Here is a 22,647-nt window from a genome sequence, read left to right as displayed (position 1 = left end):
TGGCGGGACGGCACACCGGCGGGCGCCGAGCCGCAGCACGCCACGCCGCCGGCTAGGTCGTCCAGACGCGCCGCGACAGCTCAGCACCGCCGCCCGTGCCGTCGTCGATCGCGAGAATGCGGCGCGTTTCGTCGCGGATGACCCGATGGCAGTCGCAGCCCTGCCGCTCGAGACCGGCGAGATCGGTCAGCACGATGGCACCGCGATGCTGATGAATCACGCCGAGCTCGTGAAGCTGCCGCGTAGTATCGGTGACGGTCTCGCGGCGCACGCCCAGCATCTGGCCCAGCATGCCGTGCGTGACCGGGATTTCGATGCTGCGCGAGCGCTCGTAAGCGATCAGCAGCCAGCGGCTCAGTTGATGCCGCATCACGTGGTGGCGGCTGCAGAACATGACCTGCGATGCCTGGGACAGCACCAGTTGCATCCGCACGAAGATCTGCCGCCGGATCGCCGCCGATGCGTCGCACACGCTGGCGAACCGGCGCACATACAACCGGTACGCGAAGCCGCCGCGATAGACGACGACGCGGCGCTGCATCGCGCTGCCGATGACGTCGTCGCACACGAGGCCTTCGCGGCCGATTTCCGTCACGCCGAGCGTCATCTTGCCGCCCGCCGTGTATTGCAGCGAAATACCCGCCGTCACCGGAAAATAGACGGCCTCCAGATCCTCGCCGGCATCGCACAGCACCTGCCCGGTCTTGAGATTGGAAAGCATCAAATGCGGCGCCAATTCCGAACGGCTAATTCCATCGAGCGCAGACAGGAAATGATTGGCACCAAGCGCATGCGGCAACTCGATGACGTTGTTGGCCTGATGTTTCACGGCACACCTCGTACGTTGTATCCCTGCCCCTCGGCCAACGAATCTTCATGCTGTTTTTACCGCAGCGGTTTTACGGCGTTTCCGCCTTGTCGTCGCGGTGACATTGAGTAAAAAGGTATCACGCGGCCCTGCGGTTCGCGACACTTCGCTTTTGTTACATGAAGTAATTTGACAGTTCGATTCACCATTTCCGGATACTTGCATCGTCAATCAAAAATCCACGATTTAAACCCGCTTCATATAAGGTGGATTGCTCGATGAATCATTGAAAATCCCGAGTGAATACCAATACGCGGCAATGCTATTTACACGGGAAATTAAAATCATTCTCGAATCGAAAATAATGCGGGAAATGTGGGCTATCTCGCATTTGTCGCGCGACAGGTGTGCGTGCGGCGGCGACACGCACGCCGGAGACGGCCGCTAGTGCGCCGATGCCGCGGCCCTGCCCGCGTCGAGCGACGCGGCCCGCAATGCGTCCGCCGGATCCGGGAAATCGCGTTGCCGCAGTTGCGCGATCCGCGCATCGCGCGCGTCGGGCGCAAGCTGCTGCGCATCGAGCCGGTCGCGCTCGGACGCATAGTCGCGATAGCGCGCCTGCCACGCGTCGTCGTCCTGCTGCATCCGCGCGACACGCGCGGCGACATCGGCACCGAGCTGCGCACGCAGCGCATCGGTCGTCGCGCGCTGGCCGTCGAGCCGCGCGATCGTTGCAATCGCGTCGCGTTGGCGCGCCGCGCGCGCGCGTGCATCGCGCTCGCCGGGCGGCAACGTCAGGTCGAGCGCGGCGAGACGCTCGCGTTTCTGCGCGTCGTCGAGCGTCGGATCGCGCGCGATCCGGACCCGGTCGAGGTCGTCGTGCTGACGCCGGAATTCCGCGTCGAAGAACGGCGTGCTCCAGTCGCCGAGCCAGCGGCGAGCCAGCGCCGCGCGCCGCTCGAGCTCGCCCGAGATCGCGTCCGGGTCGAGACCGGCGCCGGCCAGTGCCGCACCCGGCTGCGCGTCAAACGCGGCGATGCACGCGCGATAGCGCGGCCAGAGGTCGCGCGCGTCGCGGCGGGCCGCCGCACCGATCGGCTGCGCGTCGATCTCGCGCTCGACCAGTGCATCGAGCGCCACCGGCATCACGTCGTGCCGCGCCAGCAAAAAGTAATCGAAGAATTCCCGCACCGCGCGTACTTTCGCGAGATGCCCGTCCGGCCCGACCGGCAGGCTCGGCGCACGCGAACCCGCGAGCGACGCCGGCAGCGCGACATCGGACGCGGCAAGCACCGGCTGCGGCCGCGCGGCGCCGCCGGGCGCGGCGCGGCCAGACGGCGCATTGCCCGCGGCGGACGGCGAAGTCTGCCGGCCGAACCCATGCCACACGGCCGCCGCCGCGATCAACCCGGTCGCGCCATACAACACGGCGCGAGACAGCATCGCCCGGACTTCCATCGCTCAGACGCCCTGCTGCTTCAACCGGTTCGCCTGCACGCGCAGCGCGGCGACCGGGTCTTCCGCGTAGGCGCCGCGAATGCCGAACAACTGGTTGATCGCGTCGAAGTGATTCCAGCGATAGCGCGTCGAGATCACCGTGCCGAACAGCGAACTGCAGGTCGACGTGAAACCGTCGTTCGCGTCGGCGCCGGCCAGCGCCATCACATTGCCGGCCGTCAGGAACACGAGAGTCGACGGATCCAGCACGTTCGCCGGATCGATGACGGGAATCACGCTCGTGTCGACCGCCCCGGTCACGATACCGAGCAGCGACACCGGCTGATACGCGGCCCCGCTCCACGAATACAGCAGATGCACGTTGCCGCCGATCGTCTCGACCGGTGCGCCGGTGCCGCATGCGCCAGCGCCGAGCCCCGGGCTCGGGAACAGCTGGTTGAATCGCGCGACGTAGGTCGTACTCAGCGCGTTGAGCGCGGCGATCGCATCCTGGTTGGTGTTGTGCGTGTCGCTGGTGAGGATGCCGAACAGGTTCAGCAGCGCGCCGAACACCGGTGTCGACAGGCCGGTCGGGTCAAGCTTCAGCGCGCCCAGCACGAAATCGGCGAACTGCGAGCCGCGGTGCGGCGTCGCGATCGTCGTGACCGACGCGACGAGCGCGGGTGCGACCGACGCCACGTAGCGCGACGTCAACCCGCCCTGGCTGTGGCCGATCAGGTTCACCTTGGCCGCGCCGGTGACCGCGAGCACCTGCTTCACGTAGGCCAGCAACTGCTCGCCGCGCCCGTTCGGGCCGAGATCGCTCTGGAAGCCGGACAGGTCGGCGACGTAGACCGTCGCGCCATGCCGCTGAAGATCGCTCTGGATGCCGTACCAGTACGGCAGGACACCGAAATAGTCGTCGGTTCCGGTCAGCCCGTGCACGAGGATGATCGGATAACGGGTCGCCGCGTAGTCGTCGGCGGCCGTCTGCGCGCCGGCCTGTGCCGGACCCGCGATGACACACGCGAGCAGCACGATGCGGGCGATGACCCGTGCGCGCACGACCGACATGCATCGCGCCGCCACGGCGTGCAGGCGTGTCGCGATGCGCTGCACGGAAATATCGGCGCGACGACGCAGCGCCACCTGCCGGTTGATGTCGATGTCATGCATTTGCACTCTCCCATGCGGCCTGCGCGGCCACGCGCCGCTGCCATGCGATGAACAACGGCGCGCCGACGACTTCGAGCACCGTGAAGCCGACGAACGGCGGCCACGGCAGCCCGAGCGCCGCAAGCGAAATCAGCCGCCCGACACCGCCGAGAAAGATCATCATCCACAGCGTCGCGAACAGCCGTCCCTGACGTTCGATGCGCGGAATCACCGAAAACGCCGCCAGCCCGAGCCCGAGCCAGACGCCCGCATAGAAGCGCAGGTTGCCGTCCAGCGTCGCGTCGCTCGGCAGCGCGATGCCGAGCGACGCGTACAGCGGATCGCGGATGCCCATCATGCCGAGCACCCCGGTGACCGTCGGGACCAGCGCAAGCACGGCGGTCGCCGCCTGAAGCGCGCGTTTGCTCATTCGAACTCTCCTTGCGTCATCGATAGAAAATGCCCAGCACCTGGATGCTCGTCGACTCCGGCATCGCGCCGAAGCGGCTCCACGACGGCCCGCCCTGATGCAGCCATTGCAGCGCGACATCGAACCGGTCGAAACGCCGCCGCAGCTCGAGCCAGTATTGCCGGCCGCCGCCGAGGTCGGCCTGCACGAAGCCCGACAGGTCGAGGCGCCGCATGCCGACGTTACGCCATGCCGCCATCACGAACATTCCGTGACGGGTCTGCAGTTCCTGCGCGGCGATCGACGTCTGCACCGCGCGGCCCCACGCAGCCGGGTTCGCGCGCTGCAACGACCGCCATTGCGCCGCGTCCGCGCCGCCGCCGTTGCTCTGGAATTCGGCGGTCAGCGACAGATCGACCGGCAGCGTCCATGTCGCGCCCACCGACGAACTGGTGCGGAACGCACGATCATCGGCCACGCCCGTGGCACGCGCGATCAGCGAGCGCCGGTAGCCGCCCGTCCATTCGACGTACGCGACCACCGAGTTGCCGAGCAGCACGCTCAGATTCTGGCCGAACTGCGGCGCCTGCCCGCTTTCTCCGTAGACGATCCACTGCGGCTGGATCGCCGCGGTGAGCCGCTGGCTTGCGACGAGCATCCAGCGGTCGACACCGTTGGTGCGCTGCAGGTCGGACGCCGCGGCCGGGTCGCCCGGCAGGCTGCGGCGCTCGAGCCGCGGCGACAGCAGCGTCGTGAGCGATCCCGTCTCCCACACCTGCTGGGCGCGCAATCCGACCGTGCCGAGCCGATTCGTATGCCGGCTGTCCGGGTCGGGCGGCACGTCGAGGCTCACCGCGCCGGCCCGGAAGAAGTCGGTCGGGTTGTAGCCGGTCGCCGCGCCGAGCCGCGCGTTCACGCGGCCCGCGTCGACGACGAGCGCAGGCGACGCGCGCCAGCTCGCATAGGCTTCCTTCACGAGCGTCACGTCGCGCGACGACGTGCGCGACGTGCCGAGCGGATCGAACCGGTCGAAGCGCATCGAGAAATGCGCGGCGAACGACGGCGTCAGCCACTGCCCGTACTCGAATTCGACCGACAACTGGTTGCGGCCGGCCTCGCCGCCGTCGCGATAGCGGCTCGCGCGCAGCGCGTCCTGCACGTTCAGCTTCCACGGCTTCGCGGCGTCGGCCGGGGTCGCGGCCGGCTGGTCGGCGAGCGCGAGCGCCGCGGCATCGGCCGCGTCGACGCCGGCCGTGCCATCCGCCCCGCCCGCATCCGCCGCACCCGCGAACGCCGGCAGCAGCGCGAACGCGAGCATCGCGATCCGGCCTCGGTGCCGCGCCGTCATTGCGCCTGGAAGCGGGACAGGTAGTCGCGCTGAAGCCATGCATCGGGAATGTCGCGCCATGCGTAGTCGGAGAAGCGCATGACCGTGACCCAGTTGCTGTCGAGCCCGTCGATGATGACGGTTTCGGTCGGCCGCTCGACACCGAGCTGCATCATGTAGCGGCGATAAAACGCGGTCTTCAGCAGCCGGTCGCTTTCCGAATAGAAGCGTGCCTTCAGCGGCCGGTTGTTCGCCGCATCGATCCAGATCTCGATGCGGCGGTACGTCAGCCCTTCGCCGTGCCCGTTGAGCGCGAGCCGGTACGCGCGGCGCGTCTGCCGGTCGCCGTCGACGATGTCCTCGACACCCTTCAGCTGGGCCGCGTAGTCGTGCGCGAGATTGACCGTCACGACGTCGCCGTTCGCGGCCTGGCCGAGCAGCCGCTGGTCCGGCGAGATCCGCACGCTCGCCTGGTTCGCCGGATCGTAGAACCACAGGTCGTTGCCGTTCTTCAGCATCAGCTTGCCCGTATCGCGCGCCGGCGCGACGAAGCGCACCAGCGTGCGGAACGCGCCGCCGGGCGCATCCGGCTTCGAAAGGATCGACAGCGTATTGCCGTCGACCTGCTTGCCGGACCGGTACTCGATGAGCGTCGCGGTCAGCACGAACGATTTCTCCGGCGTGCGGATCGCGTCGCTCGCCGCGAGCACCTTCTGCGGATCGGGCGCCGGCTGCGCGTGCGCGACGCCGGTCAGGAACGAAAGACTCAGACAGCATGAAACGAACAGGCGACGCACGAGCGCTCTCCCGAAAGTGAAGTGAACGAAAAACGCGGCATTCGCGCGACATCACACATGCCGCAGCGCATCGACGATCGACAACCGCGCCGCGTGCCGCGACGGCAGCCACGCGGACAGCCCGGCCACGCATGCGAGTCCGACGAACGTGACGGCGATGGTTCGCCACTCGCCCCACACGCGCACCGTCAGCGCGACGGCATCGATCCGCGCGGGCGGGGTCCACGCGAGCCCGCTGTGATTGACGGCCGCGGCAATCGCAAGCGCGACCAGCACGCCGAGCGATGCACCGGCCACGCCGAGCAGCGCGCCCTCACAGACGAACAGCGCCTGGATGCCGCCGCGCCGCATGCCCATCGCGCGCAGCGTGCCGATCTCGACGGTGCGTTCGATGATCGCGGTGCTCATCGTGTTGCTGATCACGAACAGCACGATCGCGCTGATCAGCACGAACACGAAGCCGAAGATCACCGAGAACATCCGGTTGGTCTGGTCGTAGAACGGGTTCAGCGTCGCGAAGTCGACGACGTCGAGCGGCTGGCCGTCGAAGCCGCCGTGCAGCAGCCGCTCGATGCGCGCCCGCGCCGCCGGCAGATCGGCCGTGCGCGCGAGCTGGATCTCGATCGCGGTCGCGCGCGGCGCGGCGCCGCCGTAGACGAGCCGCTGCGCCTGCGGCAGGCGCACCGCGAGATACACGTCGTCGAGCTCCTTCACGCCCTGCTGGTCGGCCTTCACGACCGAGAAGCGACCGACGTTCGGCGCGCCGCCCGCGCTCGCGGTCAGCACTTCGACGTGAGTCGCCCCGCCGTCGGCCGGCCGCGTGCCGGCCTCGGCCCGGGCGAGCGCCAGCACGTCGGGCGGCGCGCTCGCGGCCGGGCCGTCGGCAGCCGGCTCGGCCGGGCCCGGCGGTGCATCGTGGCAGTCCGGCACGCGCAGCGGGCCGCACAGGTGCAGCACGCGCGCGACGCCGAGGCCGACGATCGCCGCATCGTCGGCGCTGCCGCGCAACGCGAACGCACGCGGGCGCAGCGGAAACCCGTACGCGTTCCATTGCTGCATCCGGTACTGATCGTCCGGAATCGCGCCGAAACCCATCACGGTGCGCGACACGCCGGCCGCGAAATTGCCTGCGATCCCGCCGAACTGCAGCGTCGGCGTGACGACCTGCAGCAGCGGCGCGAGCTGCGGATCGCGCCGCAGCCGTTCAATCAGCGCCGGGTAGTCGCGAATTCCGTATGCGGCCGGATCGCCCGTGCCGTACAGGAAATAGCCCTGCCGCTGGATCTGCAGATGGCCGCTGCGCTGGACGAAATCGGTCTGCAGGCCGAGCGTGATGTCGCGGCTGAAGCCGCCGAACAGCAGGATCGCGCTGACGCCGACGATCATCGCGAGCAGCGTGGTCAGCGAGCGCCGGCGGTTGCGTTGGAGATTGCGCAGCGCGAGCATCAGCGTATGGGTCATCGGCACACCTCCTGCGTCGCCGTGTCGCCGCCGGGCCGTTCGTGGCCGACGATACGGCCGTCGAGAATCCGGATCACCTCGTCGGCCACCCGCACCACCTGCGGATCGTGCGACGACACGATGAACGACACGTCGCGCTCGCGCTGGATCGTGCGCATCAGCTCGATGATCGCGTGCCCGGTCGCGCTGTCGAGGTTCGCGGTGGGTTCGTCCGCGAGGACCATCGCGGGCTCGGCCGCGAGCGCCCGCGCGATCGCGACGCGCTGGCGCTGACCGCCCGACAGCTGGCTCGGCCGGTGTCGCGCCTTGTCGGCGAGGCCCACCGCATCGAGCAGGTCGCGCACCCGCGCGGTACGCCGTGCCGGCGCCCAGCCCGCCATCAGCAGCGGATACTCGACGTTCTCGTACGCGGACAGCACCGGCAGCAGGTTGAAGGTCTGGAACACGTGGCCGACATGGCGCGCGCGAAAATCGGACAGCGCATCGTCGGACAGCGACGCCGTGTCGTGGCCGGCAATCGTCACGCGTCCGCCGTCGGGGCGGTCGATGCAGCCGATCAGGTTCAGCAGCGTCGTCTTGCCGCTGCCCGACGGGCCGCTCAGCACCGTGAAGCGGCCCGCGTCGAGCGTCGCCGACACGTCGGCGAGCCCGGTCACGCGCACGCTGTCGAGCAGGTAGGTCTTCGACAGATGTTCGACATGCACGAGACTCACGCCGCACCTCCCGCGCGTGCCGCGCGCACCGGCGCCGCCTCCGGCGCATCCGCCGCCGCGCCGCCGGCCACGGCCGGCAACCCGCGTATCAGCCGCCGCAGCTGCTGCCGGTACGCGAAATGTTCGACCTCGATCACATGCCGCGGCGTGCGATGGAACGCGATGCCGCCGCTCCAGTCCGAGCGGCCGCGCCGGATCAGCCGGTCGATGCGTGCGGCCTTGCGCGGCGCCGCGTCGCGCGCATGCAGATAGCGTGCGAGCAGTTGCGCCTGATAGTCCATCAACGGCCAGTTGCCGGTCGACGTCTGGAACAGCCCGATGAAGAACAGGTCGCGATGCTGCGCGTCGAACAGGTTCAGGTAAAGCGACGGCTGCTGCTTGCGCCATTGCAGATGCGCCTGGTCGATGAACGGGAAGCTCGGCTGGTAGCCGGTTGCGTACACGATCACGTCGATCGGCTCCTCGCGACCGTCGACGAACACGACGCGATCGCCCTTCAGTTCGCGCACGTCCGGCCGCGCGTCGAGGTCGCCGTGGCCGAGGTGATAGAACAGCGTCGAGTTGATGATGAAATGCGATTCGAACAGCTTGTGGTCGGGCTTGCGCAGCCCGTAGTGTTCCGGCTGTCCGGCCGTCGTGAGGCGCAGCAGCCGTTCGCCGAAGAAGCGCCGCGCCCACAGCGGCATGCGCAGCCGCAGCGGCCATTCCGCCCACTCGTCCGCCGGCATCCCGAACAGGAATTTCGGCCAGTAGTAGTAGCCGCGGCGCGTGCTGTGGAATACCGCGCTCGCGTGATGCGACGCCTCGACCGCGATGTCGCAGCCGGAATTGCCGGCGCCGACCACGAGCACGCGCTTGCCGTCGAAGATCTCCGGCGTGCGGTACTGCGACGAATGAAGCTGCAGCCCGTCGAATTGCCCCGGATAGTCGGGCAGTTGCGGATGCGACAGGTGCCCGTTGCAGACGATCACGCCGCGGTAGGTCCGCACCTCGCCGCGATCGAGTTCGACGCGCCACTGCGTGCCGCCCGGCACCGGCGCGATCTCGAGCACCGAGCGGCCGAACTCGATCCGGTCGTACACGCCGAAGCGCCGTGCGTATGCGCGCAGATACGCGAGTGCCTGGTCGCCGCGCGCGTAGGTCGGATAGTCGTCGGGAATCGGAAAGTCGGTGTACTCGGAAAAACGCTTCGAGCTGATCATGTGGATCGATCGATACACCGCGCCGCTCGGCCGGCCGTAGTACCAGTTGCCGCCGACGTCGTCCTCGCGCTCGATCACGTCGAAGCCGATGCCGGCCGCGAGCAGGTTCTTCGCCGCAGTAATGCCCGCCGCGCCCGCGCCGATGATGCAGTATCGCGCGCCGTCGTTGCGCTCCGTCATGGTGAGCCTCCTCTTCCCGTTCAAAGATCCGGCGCCGCCACGGCCTGCGCGTCGGTCGCGCCGGCAAGCCGCGCGTCGTACAGTTCGGCGATCGATGCGCCCGCGCGATCGGCGATCGCGAAGCGATCGTCCGGATAGCGCAGCAACATGTCGGCATCGCCGGCCTGCGCGGCGCCGAACACGATGCGGCCGATGCGCCATGCGCGCGGCGGCTCGCCGTCGGCAGCCCGGGCGCCGAGCAGTGCGCGCAACACGTTTTCCAGGTGATTGACCGGCAGCCACAGCTGCGGGCACGTCGCGCGCGCCGCATCGTCCCGCACGCCCCAGAGCGCCGCGGGGTCGGCGGCCTTCGCCTGGGCGATGCCGCCGCTCCATCGCGCCTCGGGCAACAGGTCGTCGCGCCAACGCGCGCGCGCGGCGTCCCGGGCCGGGGCGTCTTCGGTTTCGCGCGGCAGCGCAACGGTCATGCCGCCGGGCGGATGACCGCGGTACACGAACGTCGCGTCGAGCAGCACGCGGCCGGCGAGCGACGCACAGCGCACCGTCACGTGCCAGCCGTCGCCTGCCGTGCGGCCGTTCGCGTCGGTGTCGAGCGCGAGATCGCCGTGACTGTCGAGCGCGTCGGCGAGCGCGTCGAGCGCGATCGTGATGTCGACGGCTTCGTGCAGGCAGGCCCGCTCGCCGCCAGGCGGCGCGACCCAGTCGGCCACGACGCGCGCGTGCTCGAGCAGCAGCGACGCCGGCACGGCCGCGCGGCCGTCGAAGCGGAATGCCTGCGTATAAGGTGCGCCTGACGTGCGATAGCGCGTCGAGAAGCAGCTGAACGGCCGGAAGCGTCGTGGCGTGCCCGCGTGATGCCGGCGCGTCGCGAGTTCGCCGAGGTTCGGCAAGCCGTCGACCGCATCGAATCCGCGCAGCTGGATCGGCGTCAGCGCGCGGCCGACCGCGCCCATGTACATCGGTTCGCCGCTGCCGGAGGACGCCGGTGTCGCGAGTTCCGCGAGCCAGTGGCGCACGCCTTCGTCGATCCGCATCGGCGTCACGTAACGCCGCGTGACGGCAAGGTTCGTGATCATCCCGACCCCGTCCCAGGTCGGCCATGCAATCGTCTTCACGACGCGCGCGCCGGCATCGCGTCGCGCCCACCAGCCGAGCCGCGCAAGCGCCTCGTTCGCGGCCGCATAGTCGGTCTCGCCCGTCATGCCGCCCCAGCGGCCGGTCAACGAGCCGACGTTGACGAAGCAGCCGACGCGCGGCCGGTTGCGCACGGCCGCGTACAGATTGACGAAGCCGAGCACCTTCACGCGCACGGTGCCGATGAATTCATCGGCGCTCTTGCGCGACAATCGCACCGGCTGGTCGATGCCCGCGTTGTGGATCACGCCGCGCAGCCGGTCACCGAAGGCGTCGCACAGCGTGCGCACGGCGTGCGCGTCGGTCACGTCGCATACGCGGTAATGCACCGGCAGGCCGAGCGCGGCCACCGCGTCGAGCGACGCCTTCAGTTCGCGTCGGCGTTCGAGTTGCCGCAACGTATCGCGGATCGCCTTCGGCGAACGCCCGGGTGCGGCCTGACGCAATTGCTCGAGCCCGTAGCGCTTGAAGCCCGCATCGTCGAGCGCGAGCCACGGCTCGTCGCCGGCGGGCAACGCGTCGCGCCCCGTGACGATCACCGTGCAGCGATGGCGCTTCGCCAGCGCGCACGCAGCCAGGAATCCGATGCCGCGCGCGCCACCCGAAAACAGCACGACGTCGTCGGCTCCCCAGTCGGGCGCCGCGTCGGCCGGCAGCGCGTCGCGGGCCGCCACGAGCGTATGTCGGCGTCCGCCGCGGTGCCCGACCTCGAAGCGTCCCCAGCGATACAGTTCACGCGCGATCAGCTGGTCGACGCGCCCCGTTTCGTCGGGCGCGACGTCGAGCACGCGCACGTTGCAGTTCGGCAGTTCCTGAGGCAGCGTCTTCGCGAGGCCGGCCCACAGTCCGCCGAGCGGCTGCACGAGCGTGCCGTCGCCATGACCCATCAGGCCGTCCTGCCAGGTGAGCGCCAGATAGAACAGTCGCGACGTCGACGCCTCCTGCGACCAGTCGCCATAGCATGCTTGCAGCAGTGCGACCGTGCGGCGCAACGGCGCTTCCCATTGATCGTGCACGTCGAGCGAGAACGGCGTTTCGACGCCGAGATCGACGATCCCGTCGAACGGCCCCGACTGCACGAAGAACGTGCTGGCGGCGGTCGCCGGATCGACGCCGTCGGCCGGCGCGAACACGCTCGGTCTCGCACAGGCGCGCGTGAGCGTCGCCACCACGCGCTCGACCGTGCGACCGAGGCCGTTGACGATCGCGATCCGCTTGCCGCTCAGTTCGGCCGCCGGCAGGTCGGGCAGCGGCTCGATCTCGACCGGCCGCCATGTGAAGCGGTGCGTCGGCGTCGCGTCGGCGTCCGGCGACGCTTCGTCCGTGACCGGATCGCGTTGCAGAAAGGCCAGCATGTCCGGCGCCAGCGCGGGGCCGGCGGAACGAACGGGCGTTGGCGATACCGCATTCGCCGGTGGCGCGGTGTTGGGGGGCGGAGACGGCGCGGGCGCCTGAGCCTGAGCCTGTGCGCCACTGAACGGACACACCGAGGCCCGGTCGGCCGGCGTACCCGGGTCCGCTCCCGCGCGCCCGGTGGACCCGCGCTCGCGCGATCGCCGCTTCGCGATCAATCGAATCCCGTCGCGCGGACGCAGCGAGATCGTCGCGCCGGTGTCCAGCGAATGACCGGGCACCGCGCTCAGGTCGACATGCTGCGCGACCACCGCGATCAGCACGCGGATCTGCAGCAACGCGGTCTGGTAGCCGATGCATTTGCGCATCCCGCCGCCGAACGGAAAGTACGCGTACTTGTGGCGCGCCGGCGCATGCGATCCGAAGTTCTCCGGATCGAATGCGTCGGGATTCGCCCACAGTGCGGGATGACGATGCGTGACATACGGCGACATGAAAACCGACGAGCCGGCCGGCACGTGATAGCCGCCGATCTCGTCGTCGTCGACCAGATCGCGCGTGAAGCCCCAGATCGGCGGATACAGGCGCAGGATCTCGTCGACGGTCTGCGCCAGGTACGGCAGACGTTCGAGATCGGCCGCATCGGGCGCGCGGCCGCCGAGCACCGCGTCGAGCTCGTCGCGCAGGCGGCGCAACACGTCCGGATGCTGCGCGAGCGCATAGAGCCCCCACGCCATCCCGCTGCCGGTGGTTTCGTGACCGGCGAGAAACACCGTCATCACTTCGTCGTGCACCTCGCGCTCGGTCAGCGGCGCCCCGGTTTCCGGATCGCGCGCGGCGAGCAGCAGCGAGATCACGTCGCTCGTTTCGCAGCGCCCCGCGCGATGCTCGGCGACAATCGCGTCGACGATCGCGTCGATCCCGCGACGCGCGTGCGCGATCCGGCGATTGAACGGCGTCGGCATCCAGCGCGGCACGAAATCGTTCAGGTTGCCCTGCGGCATCATCGCCGCGATGCCGAAACGCACGGCCGGCCCGACGTCGTCCGCATGCCGCGAAATGTCCGCGTTGAACAGCATCAGCCCGAGCATGCGCAGGCTCACGCGCATCATTTCCTCGACGGCGTCGAACGGCTCATGCGCCGGGCGCTTCAGCCAGCGCTCGACGAGCGCGAGCGCCGCGTCGCCGAGCGCGGCCGTATGCGCCTCGACCTGCTTGCGGTGAAACAGCGGCTGCACCACGCGACGGTGACGCCGCCAGAACTCGCCGTCGGTCGTCAGCAGGCCGTCGCCGAAGAACATCTTGAAGTTGTCGTAGAAGCGGCCGCGCACGTAGTTGCGGTGGTTGTCCTGCAGCACGTGCTGGATGCCGTCCGGATGCGCGAGCGCGTGCGTGAGGAACGGGCCGAGCCGGTTGCGCGCGATGTCGCCGTACTGCTGCTGCAGCTTCAGCAGCATCGTGACCGGATTGCGCTTGTATTCCGCGAGGTTGCCCATCACGACGCTGCCGCGCGGGCCGGGCGCGAGTCGCTTCATCCTCATGCGGGCACCCGTTCGGAACGCGTGCGCGCGGCCAGTTGCGCGTCGATCTCGCCGCGCGCGGCGAACGCGCCGGTCGCGCGATGCACGTAGCCGATCACGATGCCCGTCACGTCGCGCATCTGCATCAGGATCCTGCCGTCCGGGCGCACCGCGACGAACCGGTTGCCGCTGCTCGCCGGCCCTTCGAGCGCGAATGCGCGCGGCGTCACGCGCAGCGCGATCGACGCGTGGCGGCTCGACAGCTCGCAGTCGTTGCCGGCTTCATAGATATCGATGCGGCCGATCGACATCGGCGCCGCGAGCGGGATGTAGTCGCCTGCGACGTGATCGAGCGCGGCCACGCGCGCGAGCCCGTCGAGCAGGATGCTCGGGACCACGAAGCGCGAGAACACCGGATCGTCGCCCGGCACGTTAAGCCGGAAACGCGCCTGCTTGCCCGCGTCGCTCATGCCGGTATCGGTCGTCGACACGAACATGCCGGTCAGCCGCACGGGCGCCGCGTCGAAGTGATACGGATCGGCGACGGGCGTGAACGCCCCCGCTGCCGGTTCGTGCCATATCGGCGCCGGCGCGTATGCATCGGCGAGGCGAACGGTGATCTCGAAGTGCGGCTTGTCGCGCACGAGCACCTGCCCGCCAGGCGCGAGCACGTCGCCGGAGATCCGCACGCGCACCTGTACCGTGTCGCCGTCACGCGACGCGATCCGCGCATGGATGCGCTTCACGCTCGGCCGCTTCGCATCGTAGACGCGCAGGAAGTGCAGGAATGCCGCGTCGGCGAAGCCGACGACCTTGAGCCCCGGCACGAGCCGCAGCGCGGCCTCGGCGGCCACCTCGGGCACGAAGGTCCCCGGCAGCGTCGGAAAGCCGTTGACGACGTGATGCTGCAGGTACGCATCGCGCTCGAGGTCGAACACCCGCTCGAACGTCACGCTGTCGTCGGTGCGCGCAAGCTCGGCGCCGAGATAGAAATCCGGCTCGCGCGATGCGGCGACGGCGGCGCGGGCACCTTCGTCGAGATCGAAGTAACCGGGCAGGTGCGTTTCGATCGCGCGCCGCTCGGCTTCGCCGAGATGCACGGACATCGCCGCGCGCTCGCCGAGACCGAGTTCGCGCATGAAGTGATGCTGCCCCTCCGCGGTGCGCATGCTCGTGAACAACCCGCTTTTCTCGAGGAACGCACGCGTGACCGGATTCGCGCCGAGCCCGACCGAGCGCCACAGCGTCCAGCCGATCGTGAATTCGTCGTGACCGAGCGCCGCGCGGTGGTACGACGCCTGGGTGTTCAGGAAGTCGTTGCCCGACGCGTAGTCGGTTTCGCCCGCCTGTCCGGTCAGTCCGATGAACGAGCCGAAGTTGCACCACAGGCGCGGCTGCCGCGTGCCGAACGCGCGGCGCAGATTCCAGTAACCGCGCACCTTGATGTCGCGCACCGCGACGAAATCGTCCAGCGACTTCACGCGCACCGATGCCGAACGGTTCAGTCCGGCGGCGTTGACCAGCAGGTCCACACGCGACTCGCGGGCAAGAATCGCGTCGATGGCCGTCTTCACGCTGTCCGGGTCGAGCACGTCCGCGCGCAGGTAGGTCACGCGATGCGCACCGCAGAACGCGCGCATCGCGTCGATGTTCATGCACGCCGTGCGCGCGTCGGCACGCCGCTCGAAGGCGCGGATGATCTCCGGCAACGGCCGTTCCGGATGCCGCGCCTTCTGCGCGCGGATGTAGTCCGGGCGGCTCTTCGCGAACGTTTCGTCGTCCATTGCAAGCAGCTCCGCGTCGATCGTGTCCAGCGCGCTGCTGCCGATCAGATACAGCGTCGGACGCACGTGCGAGGCCAGCGTCTTCATCAGTTCGCCGGTGATCCCGCGCGCCCCGCCGACCGCGACCACGACCGACTCCTGGCCGAGCGACAACCGCTCGTCCGCGCTCAGTTCGCCCGCGTCCGCGATCACGCGCGGCGTGCGGCGGCGCCCGCCGCCCAGCGCGACGACCGGCAGCCAGTGACGTGCGCCGCTTTCGCGCTCGGCGTCGCGCAGCGCGTCGGGCAGCGCACGCGCATCGGTCAGCACGGCGACCGGGCGCGCTGCCGGCATCTCGATCGCGAGCGCCTTCACGAGGCCCGTGAACAGGCCCGCATCCGGATGCGGCACGTCGCCCGCGAGCGCATCGAGCAACAATGCGATGACGCTGCCGTTGTGCTCGAGCGCCGCATGGCATCGCTTGATCGCGAGGAATGCGAGGTCGTGCAGCGCGAGCCGTGCGGGCGCCGCCGGTGCCGTGGCGCCCGGCGCGAGCGTGCCCGCGTCGAGCGACGTGAGCACGCGCACGTGGCCGATGTCGTCGGGCACGACGTCGAGCGCCGCCGCATCGATGCGCTCGATCCAGTGCCAGCCCGGCCGGCGCGCGGCGAACGGGCGCGTCGACAGCACCACGCAGCCGGGGCCTGTATCGCCTTGCGCGGCCAGCGTGTCCGGCATGTCGGTCACGATCACGCAGCGCGGCGCGATGAACGGCACCGACCGGCCCGCCGGCCGCCACGGCGCGTCGCGCCATTCGATCCGGTAACGCGCGACGCCGAGCGGTTCGCCGTCGGCCGCGACGCCGGTCCGGCGCAGCGGGCCCGGTATCAACGTGCCCGGTGCAACGGGTGCGGCGCAAGCGACCGCCGATCCGGCCGGTTCAGCGGACGCAACGGCCGGTGCCGGCACGTGCGCCGGCGGCATCTCGCGTTGCGGCTCGCGAGGCGCCGCCGGCTGCGCGTCGGCCGCCTCGCATGCGACGTGCAGCGCATAGCGCGCGTGATCGCCGCCACCGCCGTCACGCGTGAGTGTCGTGCCCGCCTCGCGCGCGACGATGGCGCGCAGCACGTCGATCGCCGAATCGGCACCCGCATACGTGACCGCACGACCCGTCGCATCGCGCGGCGCGGCCGGTTCGACCGCAGCCCGCGCGTCGCCGCCGCCGACCACCGCGAGCACCGGCAGCCCTTCCGCTCGCGCGCAGCGCACCGTCGTGACCGCGAACAGCACGATGCCCTCCGCGAGCGGCAGCCCGAATGCCGGGCGCACTTCCTCCGACGAATTGCCGTTGATCCCGCCGACGATCGCCATGTCGAGTTCGCCGCTGCACAGGAAGCGCTCGGCCGCCTCGAACGCGGCCAGCGTCGATGCGTGACCCGCATCGACCGTCATGTTCATCCCGTGCAGGTCGTGATAGTTGGCGACGCGCGCCGGAATCACGTTCGGCATCATTCCCGGAAACGAATTCTCCGTCGTCGGCGCGACGAGCTGCTTCGTCGCCTCGCGCAATGCCGCCAGCACGCTTTCGGTCGCCGCGCGTTCGTCCGGCCGCGTCGCATCGCGCACCGCGGCCGCGATGTCGTCGAGATAACAGCGGCTCGCGTAGAGCGCCGCGTTGCGGGTAGGCCCCATGTGTCCCATCACGAGCCCGATCGTGTCGGCGTGCTCGCGCCAGAACGCCCCGAGGTGTTCGCGCAGGTCGTGCGCGGCGTCGAGCGCCATCAGCTGGCAGCGGTCGAGCGCTCGCAGCACCGCCGGCGGCATCTTCACGCGCGCGAAGCTCGGCAGCGGGTAGCCGATCCCGAAGCTCGCGTCGGGCGCACGGCCTTCGCCGCGCAGCCACGCGGCGACCTCGGCGTCGCCGTCGAGGCCCGGAAACTTCGCGGACCAGCCGACGATCGCGAGCGGTTCGCGCTTGAACCGGCCGCTCGCCCGGCCGGCGGGCAGATCCGCGCGGTACTCCGACACGATCAGGTGGCCGTTCGTGCCGCCGAAGCCGAACCCGGAGACCGCCGCGACGCGTGCGGATTCGCTCCGGACCGGCCACGATACCGGCGCCACGGGAATCCGCAGGTTCGTGCCGGCGATGTCGAATTCCGGCGGCGGCTCGCTGAAGCGATGTTGCGGCGGGATCATCTGATGCCGCAGGCCGAGCAGCACCTGGATCACCGACACGACCCCGGCCGCCCAGCCCGTATGCCCGACCAGCGACTTGTTCGACGTCACCTGAACCGGGCGGTCGCGCCGGATCGCATCGCGCAGGCTCTGGAACTCGGCGAGATCGCCGGCCGGCGTGCCGGTTGCATGTGCAACCACCCAGTCGACGTCGGCCGGCACCGTCGCGGTGCGTGCATACGCGCGATCGATCGCGATACGCTGGCCGGCCGAGTTCGGCGCGTAGATCGCCTTGCCCTTGCCGTCGGACGACGAGCCGAACGATTTCAGCACGCCGAGGATACGATCGCCGTCGGCGCGTGCCCGCGCGAGGCGCTTCAGGATCACGACACCCGCGCCGTCCGCGAACAGCACGCCGTCGCAGTTGCGGTCGAGCGGCCGCACCTCGCCGCTGCGCGACAGCCCGTGCAGCTTCGAGAACAGCACCGAGCCGCGCGGCGCAAGCGCGAATGCGCCGCCGCACGCGACGACGTCCTGCTTGCCGAGCAGCAACGCCTTGATCCCCAGGTCGATCGAATACAGCGACGACGAACACGCGGTATCGACCATCATGCATTGCGCGCTGTCCGGCAGCACGCCCTTCATCGCGTTCAAGCCGACCCGGTGCGGGAAGAACGACGCGAGATCGCCGGCGCCGCGCGCATAGCGTGCGCTCAGCACCGCATCGATCGCGGCCACGCGGCGCTCGCGCTCGGCCGCGTCCACGCCCGCATCGATCAGCACCGCATTCAGGCGCTCGCGCGCGGCGGCCAGCACCATCCCCTCCTCAAGATGCTGGCTGCCGTCGGCCGTGTAGCCCACCAGGAATGCGACGCGATCGGCTTCGCGCAACGCCACGCCGTCGAGCGACTGGCACAGCGCGTGACGCAGCCACAACGTCGTCAGCTCGCGCGGCGCGGTGCCCGCATCGAGTTCCGCGCGTACCGTCGGGCACGGGTCGAAATGCTCGATGAAGACCGAGCGCGACTGATAGCTCTTGTCCTCCGCCGACGGATCGGGCGAGTAGAACGAGCGGTAATCCCAGCGATCCGGCGGCACGTTTCCGAACAACTCGGGGCCGTCGAGCAGCGCGCGCCAGAACGTGTCCGGATCGCTCGCGCCGGGCAATGCGAGACCCATGCCGACCACGGCGATATCGTCGCCGTCCGGCGCTTCGTCAGGCGACGCCGCGGGACGCTCGCTCCCGCCCGAGGCCGTCTGCTGCCGCGTCGTCGACGGAGCCGGCCGCACCGCTGCGGGCGCCGCCGCGCCCGCGCCTTCGGCACGCCCCTCGCCCGCCCATTCCGCGCGCGGCGACAACCCCTCGCTGCACAGCGACAGCCCGCCGTCCGCGACGACCACCTGGCCCGTGATCCAGCGCGCCGCGTCCGACGCGAGAAACACGACCAGATCGGCGAGGTCCTCCGCACGTGCGAGCCGCTTCAGCGGCGTCGCCGCGATGCTCGAGCGCTTCGTGTTCTCCGGGTCCGGAAACTGCGCGGCGACGTCGCCGTCGATCAGCGTCGACGACGCGCCGTTCACGCGAATGTCGCGGCCCGCGTACTCGACCGCGAGATAGCGCGTCAGCGATTCGAGCGCCGCCTTCGCCGTGCCGACGACCAGATAGTTCGCCGGCACCAGCGTCGCGCCCACCGACGACACGTTGACGATCGCACCGCCGCCCGATCGCGCCATCAACGCCGCGGCCCGGCGTGCGCACCAGAACGCGCCTTTCAGGTTGGTGTCGAGCGCGCGATCGAAATGTTCGGCGCCGATCTCGTCGACGCCGAGCAGCGCACCGGAGGCCGCATTGTTGACGAGCACGTCGAGCCGGCCGTAGCGCCGTTCGATCTCGTCGAACATCCGGTCGACCTGCGCTTGCTGCGCGACCGACGCACGGATCACGTCGACCGTCGCGCCGAGCGCGCGAAGTTCGTCGGCCGTCTGCTTCGACGCGTCGAGCGAGTGGAAGAAATTCAGGATCACGTGCGCGCCCTGCTCGGCGAAACGCCTGCAGATGGCCTTGCCCACGTTTTTCGCACCGCCCGTCACGAGAACGAGCTTGCCGCGCATGCTGGTATTCGACATGGATCGCCTGCCTATCGAGAACGTGTCATTACGGGCAGGGCCCCCCCTGCCGACCAACGGCTCAGATCGCTGCCGTCAAGCGAGCGCCTTTCCCTGGTTCTCGTAGACGAAATCGACGATCTGCCCCATCGCCTTGAAATCGCCGCTGCGGAAATTGGCCGGCAGCGGCGGCAATGCGTAGCGCGCGATAATGCGCTGGATGATTTCCGTCTGCTTGACCGAGTCGATGCCCAGTTCGGCTTCGAGTTCGATCGTCTCGGAGAACACCTCGGCCGGATACTCCATCGCTTCCGCGTAGATATCGACGAGCTCCGCGAACAGCCGCTCGCGCGGCACATGCGCGGGCTTCGCCGCCGTGTGCGGGTCGTGCGGCGCCGACGGCGCCGGTACGGCCGTCAGTGTCGGTGCGGCCACGGCCGCCAGACGCGGCGCGGACGCGGCGATCGGCTCGGCCTGCGGCGCGAAAGCGGCGACCGTCGACGCCGCGGCCGGCGCGGCGATGGCCGGTGCCGTGTTCGCCATATCGAACGCATGACGCAACTCGCCCTTGAGCCAGTCGACGATGTGCGGTCCGCGCGCATGCCAGAACGCGTCGAACCCGGAGCCGGAATTGCCGATGCGAATATCGTCCTTCATGATGTTGTCCTCCTGGAAATAACGGGTGATCGTCGTGACGACGCTCGATTCCTCTGTCGCGTTCGACGGGCCGCCGAACGTCCTGACCGCGCCGGGCCCCGCGATGCGCACGACGATGCGCGCCAATGCGTTGAGCGCGCCGCATTCGACATAGCGTCCGATGCCGTCAGCGTGCGCGGCGCGAATTGCATCCGCGAACCGCACCGGCAGCACGAAGTGCGACGCGAGTCGCGCGCCCGGATCGTCGGCGCCGCTGTAACGGCGGCCGAGGATCGGCGAATACACCGGAATCGCGAGCGGGCCGTGCCGATATGCGGCAAGACGCGCGGCGAACTGTTCACGCGCACCGGCCAGATCGGGGTGATGAAAGCCATACGGAGACCTGAGCGTCTGCGCAGCCACACCGCGTGCCGCACATGCCGCGACGAAGTGCTCCAGCGCATCGCGCGGACCGGACACGACGGTCTGCGACGGATGGTTCTCGACCGCGACGCACACGTTGCGCACCGCATGCGCGACGGCGCTCGCATCGATCAGCTCGCGCGTCGCGTCGGCGCCCGCGGAGATCGCGGCCATCATGCCGTCGGCCGGCGCAGCCGCCTGCAACGACGCGATCCGGTCGCAGACGATATGCGCGCCCTGCTCGATCGAATACATGCCGCCGCACACCAGCGCCGCGATCTCGCCGAAGCTGTGTCCGATCAGCACGTCGGGCTTCACGCCATGCGCGTGCAGTACACCGAACATCGCGACCGACACGCCGTAGATGCCGAGCTGCAGCAGATCGGGCGCTTCGCGCAACCATACGTCGAGTCCGGCATCGTCACGCCACAGTGCGCCCGTCAGCGGGCGTCCGAGGCGCGCGCTCGCGACCGCATCGAGCGTGTCGAGCGTCTGCCGCGCGCTCCGGTGGTCGCGTGAAAGCTGCCGCAGCGCACCCGCATAGAACGCGCCCTGTCCCGGGAACAGGAACGCGCAACCGCGCGCTTGCGCGCCGCCCGTGTCTGCCCCCGCGCCGTTCAACCCGCGTCGTTCCATAATCCCAATCTCCCCAGGCTCTCGGCCAGCTTCAGTCTCGCGATCCGCCACTTCGACACCGCGAGCACGCGCTGACGCCGCGCATCCGCGAGCGCCGACTGCGCATTCAGCAGTTCCGTGAACGTGCCGACGCCGGCCTTGTAGCGGCCGCGCGCGATGTCGAGCGAATGCAGCGCGGTATCCAGCAGATGCCGCGAGTTGTCCAGGTTCGTCGTGTCGGTCTGCAGGCTCTGATAGCTCTTCCACACGTCGAGCGACACCTTGAGTTCCGTGTTGCGCACGTCGGCTTCCTGTGCGTCGGCCTGCGCCTTCGCCTCCGCGATGCGGTAGCCCGATGCGAACCCTTCGAACAACGGGATCGAGATCTGGATGCCGATCGAATTGCTGTGACTGCTCTGCAACTGGAGAAATGACGCTTGCTGCTGATATGACGGGTTGTTGCGCGCGAGGCTGCCCATCAACGAAATCGTCGGCAACGATTGCGCGCGCACCGCGCGCACCTCGTCGCGCGCGGCTTCGAGCTTTTCGCGCGCGGCGATCAGCTTCGGGTGATGGCGCTTCGCCTCGGCGATCAGGTCGGCGACGCCGCGCGTGAAGTCGTCGCGATCGGGCGACGGTTCCGCGTCGGCAATGCGCAGCGGCGTATCGGCGTCGGCGCCCAGCGTCGTCGCGAGCGTGCCGATCGCGTTCTGCAGGTCGCCCTCCGCGCTTACGCGATCGAGCAGCGCCTTGCGATAGGTCGTCTGCGCCTGCAGTGCGTCGCCCAGCGTGCCGGCGCCGCCGTCGTGCCGCGCGCTCGCCTCGGCCAGGCTCTCCTGTGCCGCATGTTCGACCGCCTGCGCGGCGGCGAGCGCAGCCTGCGCGTCGCGCAGCGCGTAGAACGCCTGCGCCGCCTCGTAGAAGACGCTCTGCAATGCGTCGTCGTGTGCCGCGTTGGCCGCACGCAGCAACGCGCGCGCACGGTCGAGCGTCGCGCCGCGCTTGCCGAAATCGAACAGCACCCAGCTCAGGTTGAGCATGCCGTAGCGGCTCGTGCTGCGCTGGTCCTGCGTGAAGCCGCCGCTGTAGTTCGTCGTCAGGTTGTCGCGCTCGATGCCGGCCGTTGCATTGAGCGTCGGCCAGTACGCCGCTTTCGACACGCCGACCTCGGCCGCCGCGGCGCGCGCGTCCGACCATGTGCGGCTCAGCTGCGGATGCGAACAGATCGCGAGCAGGATTGCATCCTCGAGCGCGAGCGGCTGCGCGTCGACATGCCGCGCGCCGCACGCGGTGGCCGATGCCATCGAACCGGCCGGTGTCGCCGTGACCTCGTCGCGCGTGCCGTAGACATCGAACGTCTGCGCGCACGCGCGCGGCGCGAGCATCGCAAACGCGACGGCGGCCAGCACGGAAGCGATCGAATGCTTCATCGC

The 22,647-nt window shown here is 69.6% G+C and carries 13 protein-coding genes; all 13 read right to left on the bottom strand.

What is annotated here, in order from left to right; genetic code table 11:
• Positions 1 to 52: 52 nt before the first annotated feature.
• On the bottom strand, positions 53 to 829 hold the full coding sequence (locus HW466_RS07715) for a Crp/Fnr family transcriptional regulator (RefSeq protein ID WP_059506134.1): 777 nt from the start codon (positions 827 to 829) through the stop codon (positions 53 to 55).
• A 423-nt stretch (positions 830 to 1,252) separates the two neighbouring features.
• Complete coding sequence (locus tag HW466_RS07710; protein WP_420908196.1) at positions 1,253 to 2,251, bottom strand: lipase secretion chaperone; 999 nt, start codon at positions 2,249 to 2,251, stop codon at positions 1,253 to 1,255.
• An 18-nt stretch (positions 2,252 to 2,269) separates the two neighbouring features.
• A complete protein-coding gene (locus HW466_RS07705) occupies positions 2,270 to 3,319 on the bottom strand; it encodes an esterase/lipase family protein (RefSeq protein WP_151006649.1) in 1,050 nt (349 codons plus the stop codon).
• A 94-nt stretch (positions 3,320 to 3,413) separates the two neighbouring features.
• Complete coding sequence (locus HW466_RS07700; RefSeq protein ID WP_059506130.1) at positions 3,414 to 3,830, bottom strand: DUF4345 domain-containing protein; 417 nt, start codon at positions 3,828 to 3,830, stop codon at positions 3,414 to 3,416.
• 16 nt (positions 3,831 to 3,846) lie between these two features.
• The gene (locus HW466_RS07695; protein ID WP_420908198.1) at positions 3,847 to 5,133 is read right to left on the bottom strand and encodes a hypothetical protein; all 1,287 of its coding nucleotides are present in this window, start codon (positions 5,131 to 5,133) and stop codon (positions 3,847 to 3,849) included.
• 20 nt (positions 5,134 to 5,153) lie between these two features.
• On the bottom strand, positions 5,154 to 5,933 hold the full coding sequence (locus HW466_RS07690) for an outer membrane lipoprotein-sorting protein (protein WP_059546228.1): 780 nt from the start codon (positions 5,931 to 5,933) through the stop codon (positions 5,154 to 5,156).
• 51 nt (positions 5,934 to 5,984) lie between these two features.
• The gene (locus tag HW466_RS07685) at positions 5,985 to 7,394 is read right to left on the bottom strand and encodes an ABC transporter permease (RefSeq protein WP_176316073.1); all 1,410 of its coding nucleotides are present in this window, start codon (positions 7,392 to 7,394) and stop codon (positions 5,985 to 5,987) included.
• Positions 7,391 to 8,107 (bottom strand): ABC transporter ATP-binding protein, encoded by a 717-nt coding sequence (locus tag HW466_RS07680; RefSeq protein WP_174905876.1) that lies wholly within the window; start codon positions 8,105 to 8,107, stop codon positions 7,391 to 7,393. Before HW466_RS07680 ends, HW466_RS07685 begins: the two co-directional genes overlap by 4 nt.
• Positions 8,104 to 9,489 carry a flavin-containing monooxygenase gene (locus tag HW466_RS07675; RefSeq protein WP_174905875.1) on the bottom strand — a complete coding sequence of 462 codons (1,386 nt, stop codon included), beginning with the start codon at positions 9,487 to 9,489 and terminating at the stop codon, positions 8,104 to 8,106. Before HW466_RS07675 ends, HW466_RS07680 begins: the two co-directional genes overlap by 4 nt.
• A gap of 20 nt (positions 9,490 to 9,509) precedes the next feature.
• Positions 9,510 to 13,517 (bottom strand): cytochrome P450, encoded by a 4,008-nt coding sequence (locus HW466_RS07670; RefSeq protein ID WP_174905874.1) that lies wholly within the window; start codon positions 13,515 to 13,517, stop codon positions 9,510 to 9,512.
• Positions 13,514 to 19,561, bottom strand: coding sequence for an SDR family oxidoreductase (locus tag HW466_RS07665; protein WP_174905873.1), 6,048 nt, complete (start codon positions 19,559 to 19,561; stop codon positions 13,514 to 13,516). Before HW466_RS07665 ends, HW466_RS07670 begins: the two co-directional genes overlap by 4 nt.
• Before the next feature lie 75 nt (positions 19,562 to 19,636).
• On the bottom strand, positions 19,637 to 21,235 hold the full coding sequence (locus tag HW466_RS07660; protein WP_174905872.1) for an acyltransferase domain-containing protein: 1,599 nt from the start codon (positions 21,233 to 21,235) through the stop codon (positions 19,637 to 19,639).
• Positions 21,217 to 22,644, bottom strand: coding sequence for a TolC family protein (locus HW466_RS07655; protein WP_059506112.1), 1,428 nt, complete (start codon positions 22,642 to 22,644; stop codon positions 21,217 to 21,219). The genes HW466_RS07660 and HW466_RS07655 overlap by 19 nt, the downstream gene beginning before the upstream one ends.
• Positions 22,645 to 22,647 lie beyond the last annotated feature (3 nt).

The sequence above is a fragment of the Burkholderia territorii genome, from assembly GCF_902833055.1.
GTDB lineage: Bacteria > Pseudomonadota > Gammaproteobacteria > Burkholderiales > Burkholderiaceae > Burkholderia > Burkholderia territorii.
Note: the sequence above shows the minus strand (reverse complement) of the source record. Positions and strands in the feature narration are given on the sequence as shown.

Excerpts from the sequence above, each read along its gene's own strand:
- HW466_RS07675 (WP_174905875.1), bottom strand. The coding sequence starts at position 9,489 with ATGACGGAGCGCAACGACGGCGCGCGATACTGCATCATCGGCGCGGGC.
- HW466_RS07710 (WP_420908196.1), bottom strand. The coding sequence starts at position 2,251 with ATGCTGTCTCGCGCCGTGTTGTATGGCGCGACCGGGTTGATCGCGGCG.
- HW466_RS07665 (WP_174905873.1), bottom strand. The coding sequence starts at position 19,561 with ATGTCGAATACCAGCATGCGCGGCAAGCTCGTTCTCGTGACGGGCGGT.
- HW466_RS07700 (WP_059506130.1), bottom strand. The coding sequence starts at position 3,830 with ATGAGCAAACGCGCGCTTCAGGCGGCGACCGCCGTGCTTGCGCTGGTC.
- HW466_RS07685 (WP_176316073.1), bottom strand. The coding sequence starts at position 7,394 with ATGACCCATACGCTGATGCTCGCGCTGCGCAATCTCCAACGCAACCGC.
- HW466_RS07660 (WP_174905872.1), bottom strand. The coding sequence starts at position 21,235 with ATGGAACGACGCGGGTTGAACGGCGCGGGGGCAGACACGGGCGGCGCG.
- HW466_RS07705 (WP_151006649.1), bottom strand. The coding sequence starts at position 3,319 with ATGTCGGTCGTGCGCGCACGGGTCATCGCCCGCATCGTGCTGCTCGCG.
- HW466_RS07670 (WP_174905874.1), bottom strand. The coding sequence starts at position 13,517 with ATGAGGATGAAGCGACTCGCGCCCGGCCCGCGCGGCAGCGTCGTGATG.
- HW466_RS07655 (WP_059506112.1), bottom strand. The coding sequence starts at position 22,644 with ATGAAGCATTCGATCGCTTCCGTGCTGGCCGCCGTCGCGTTTGCGATG.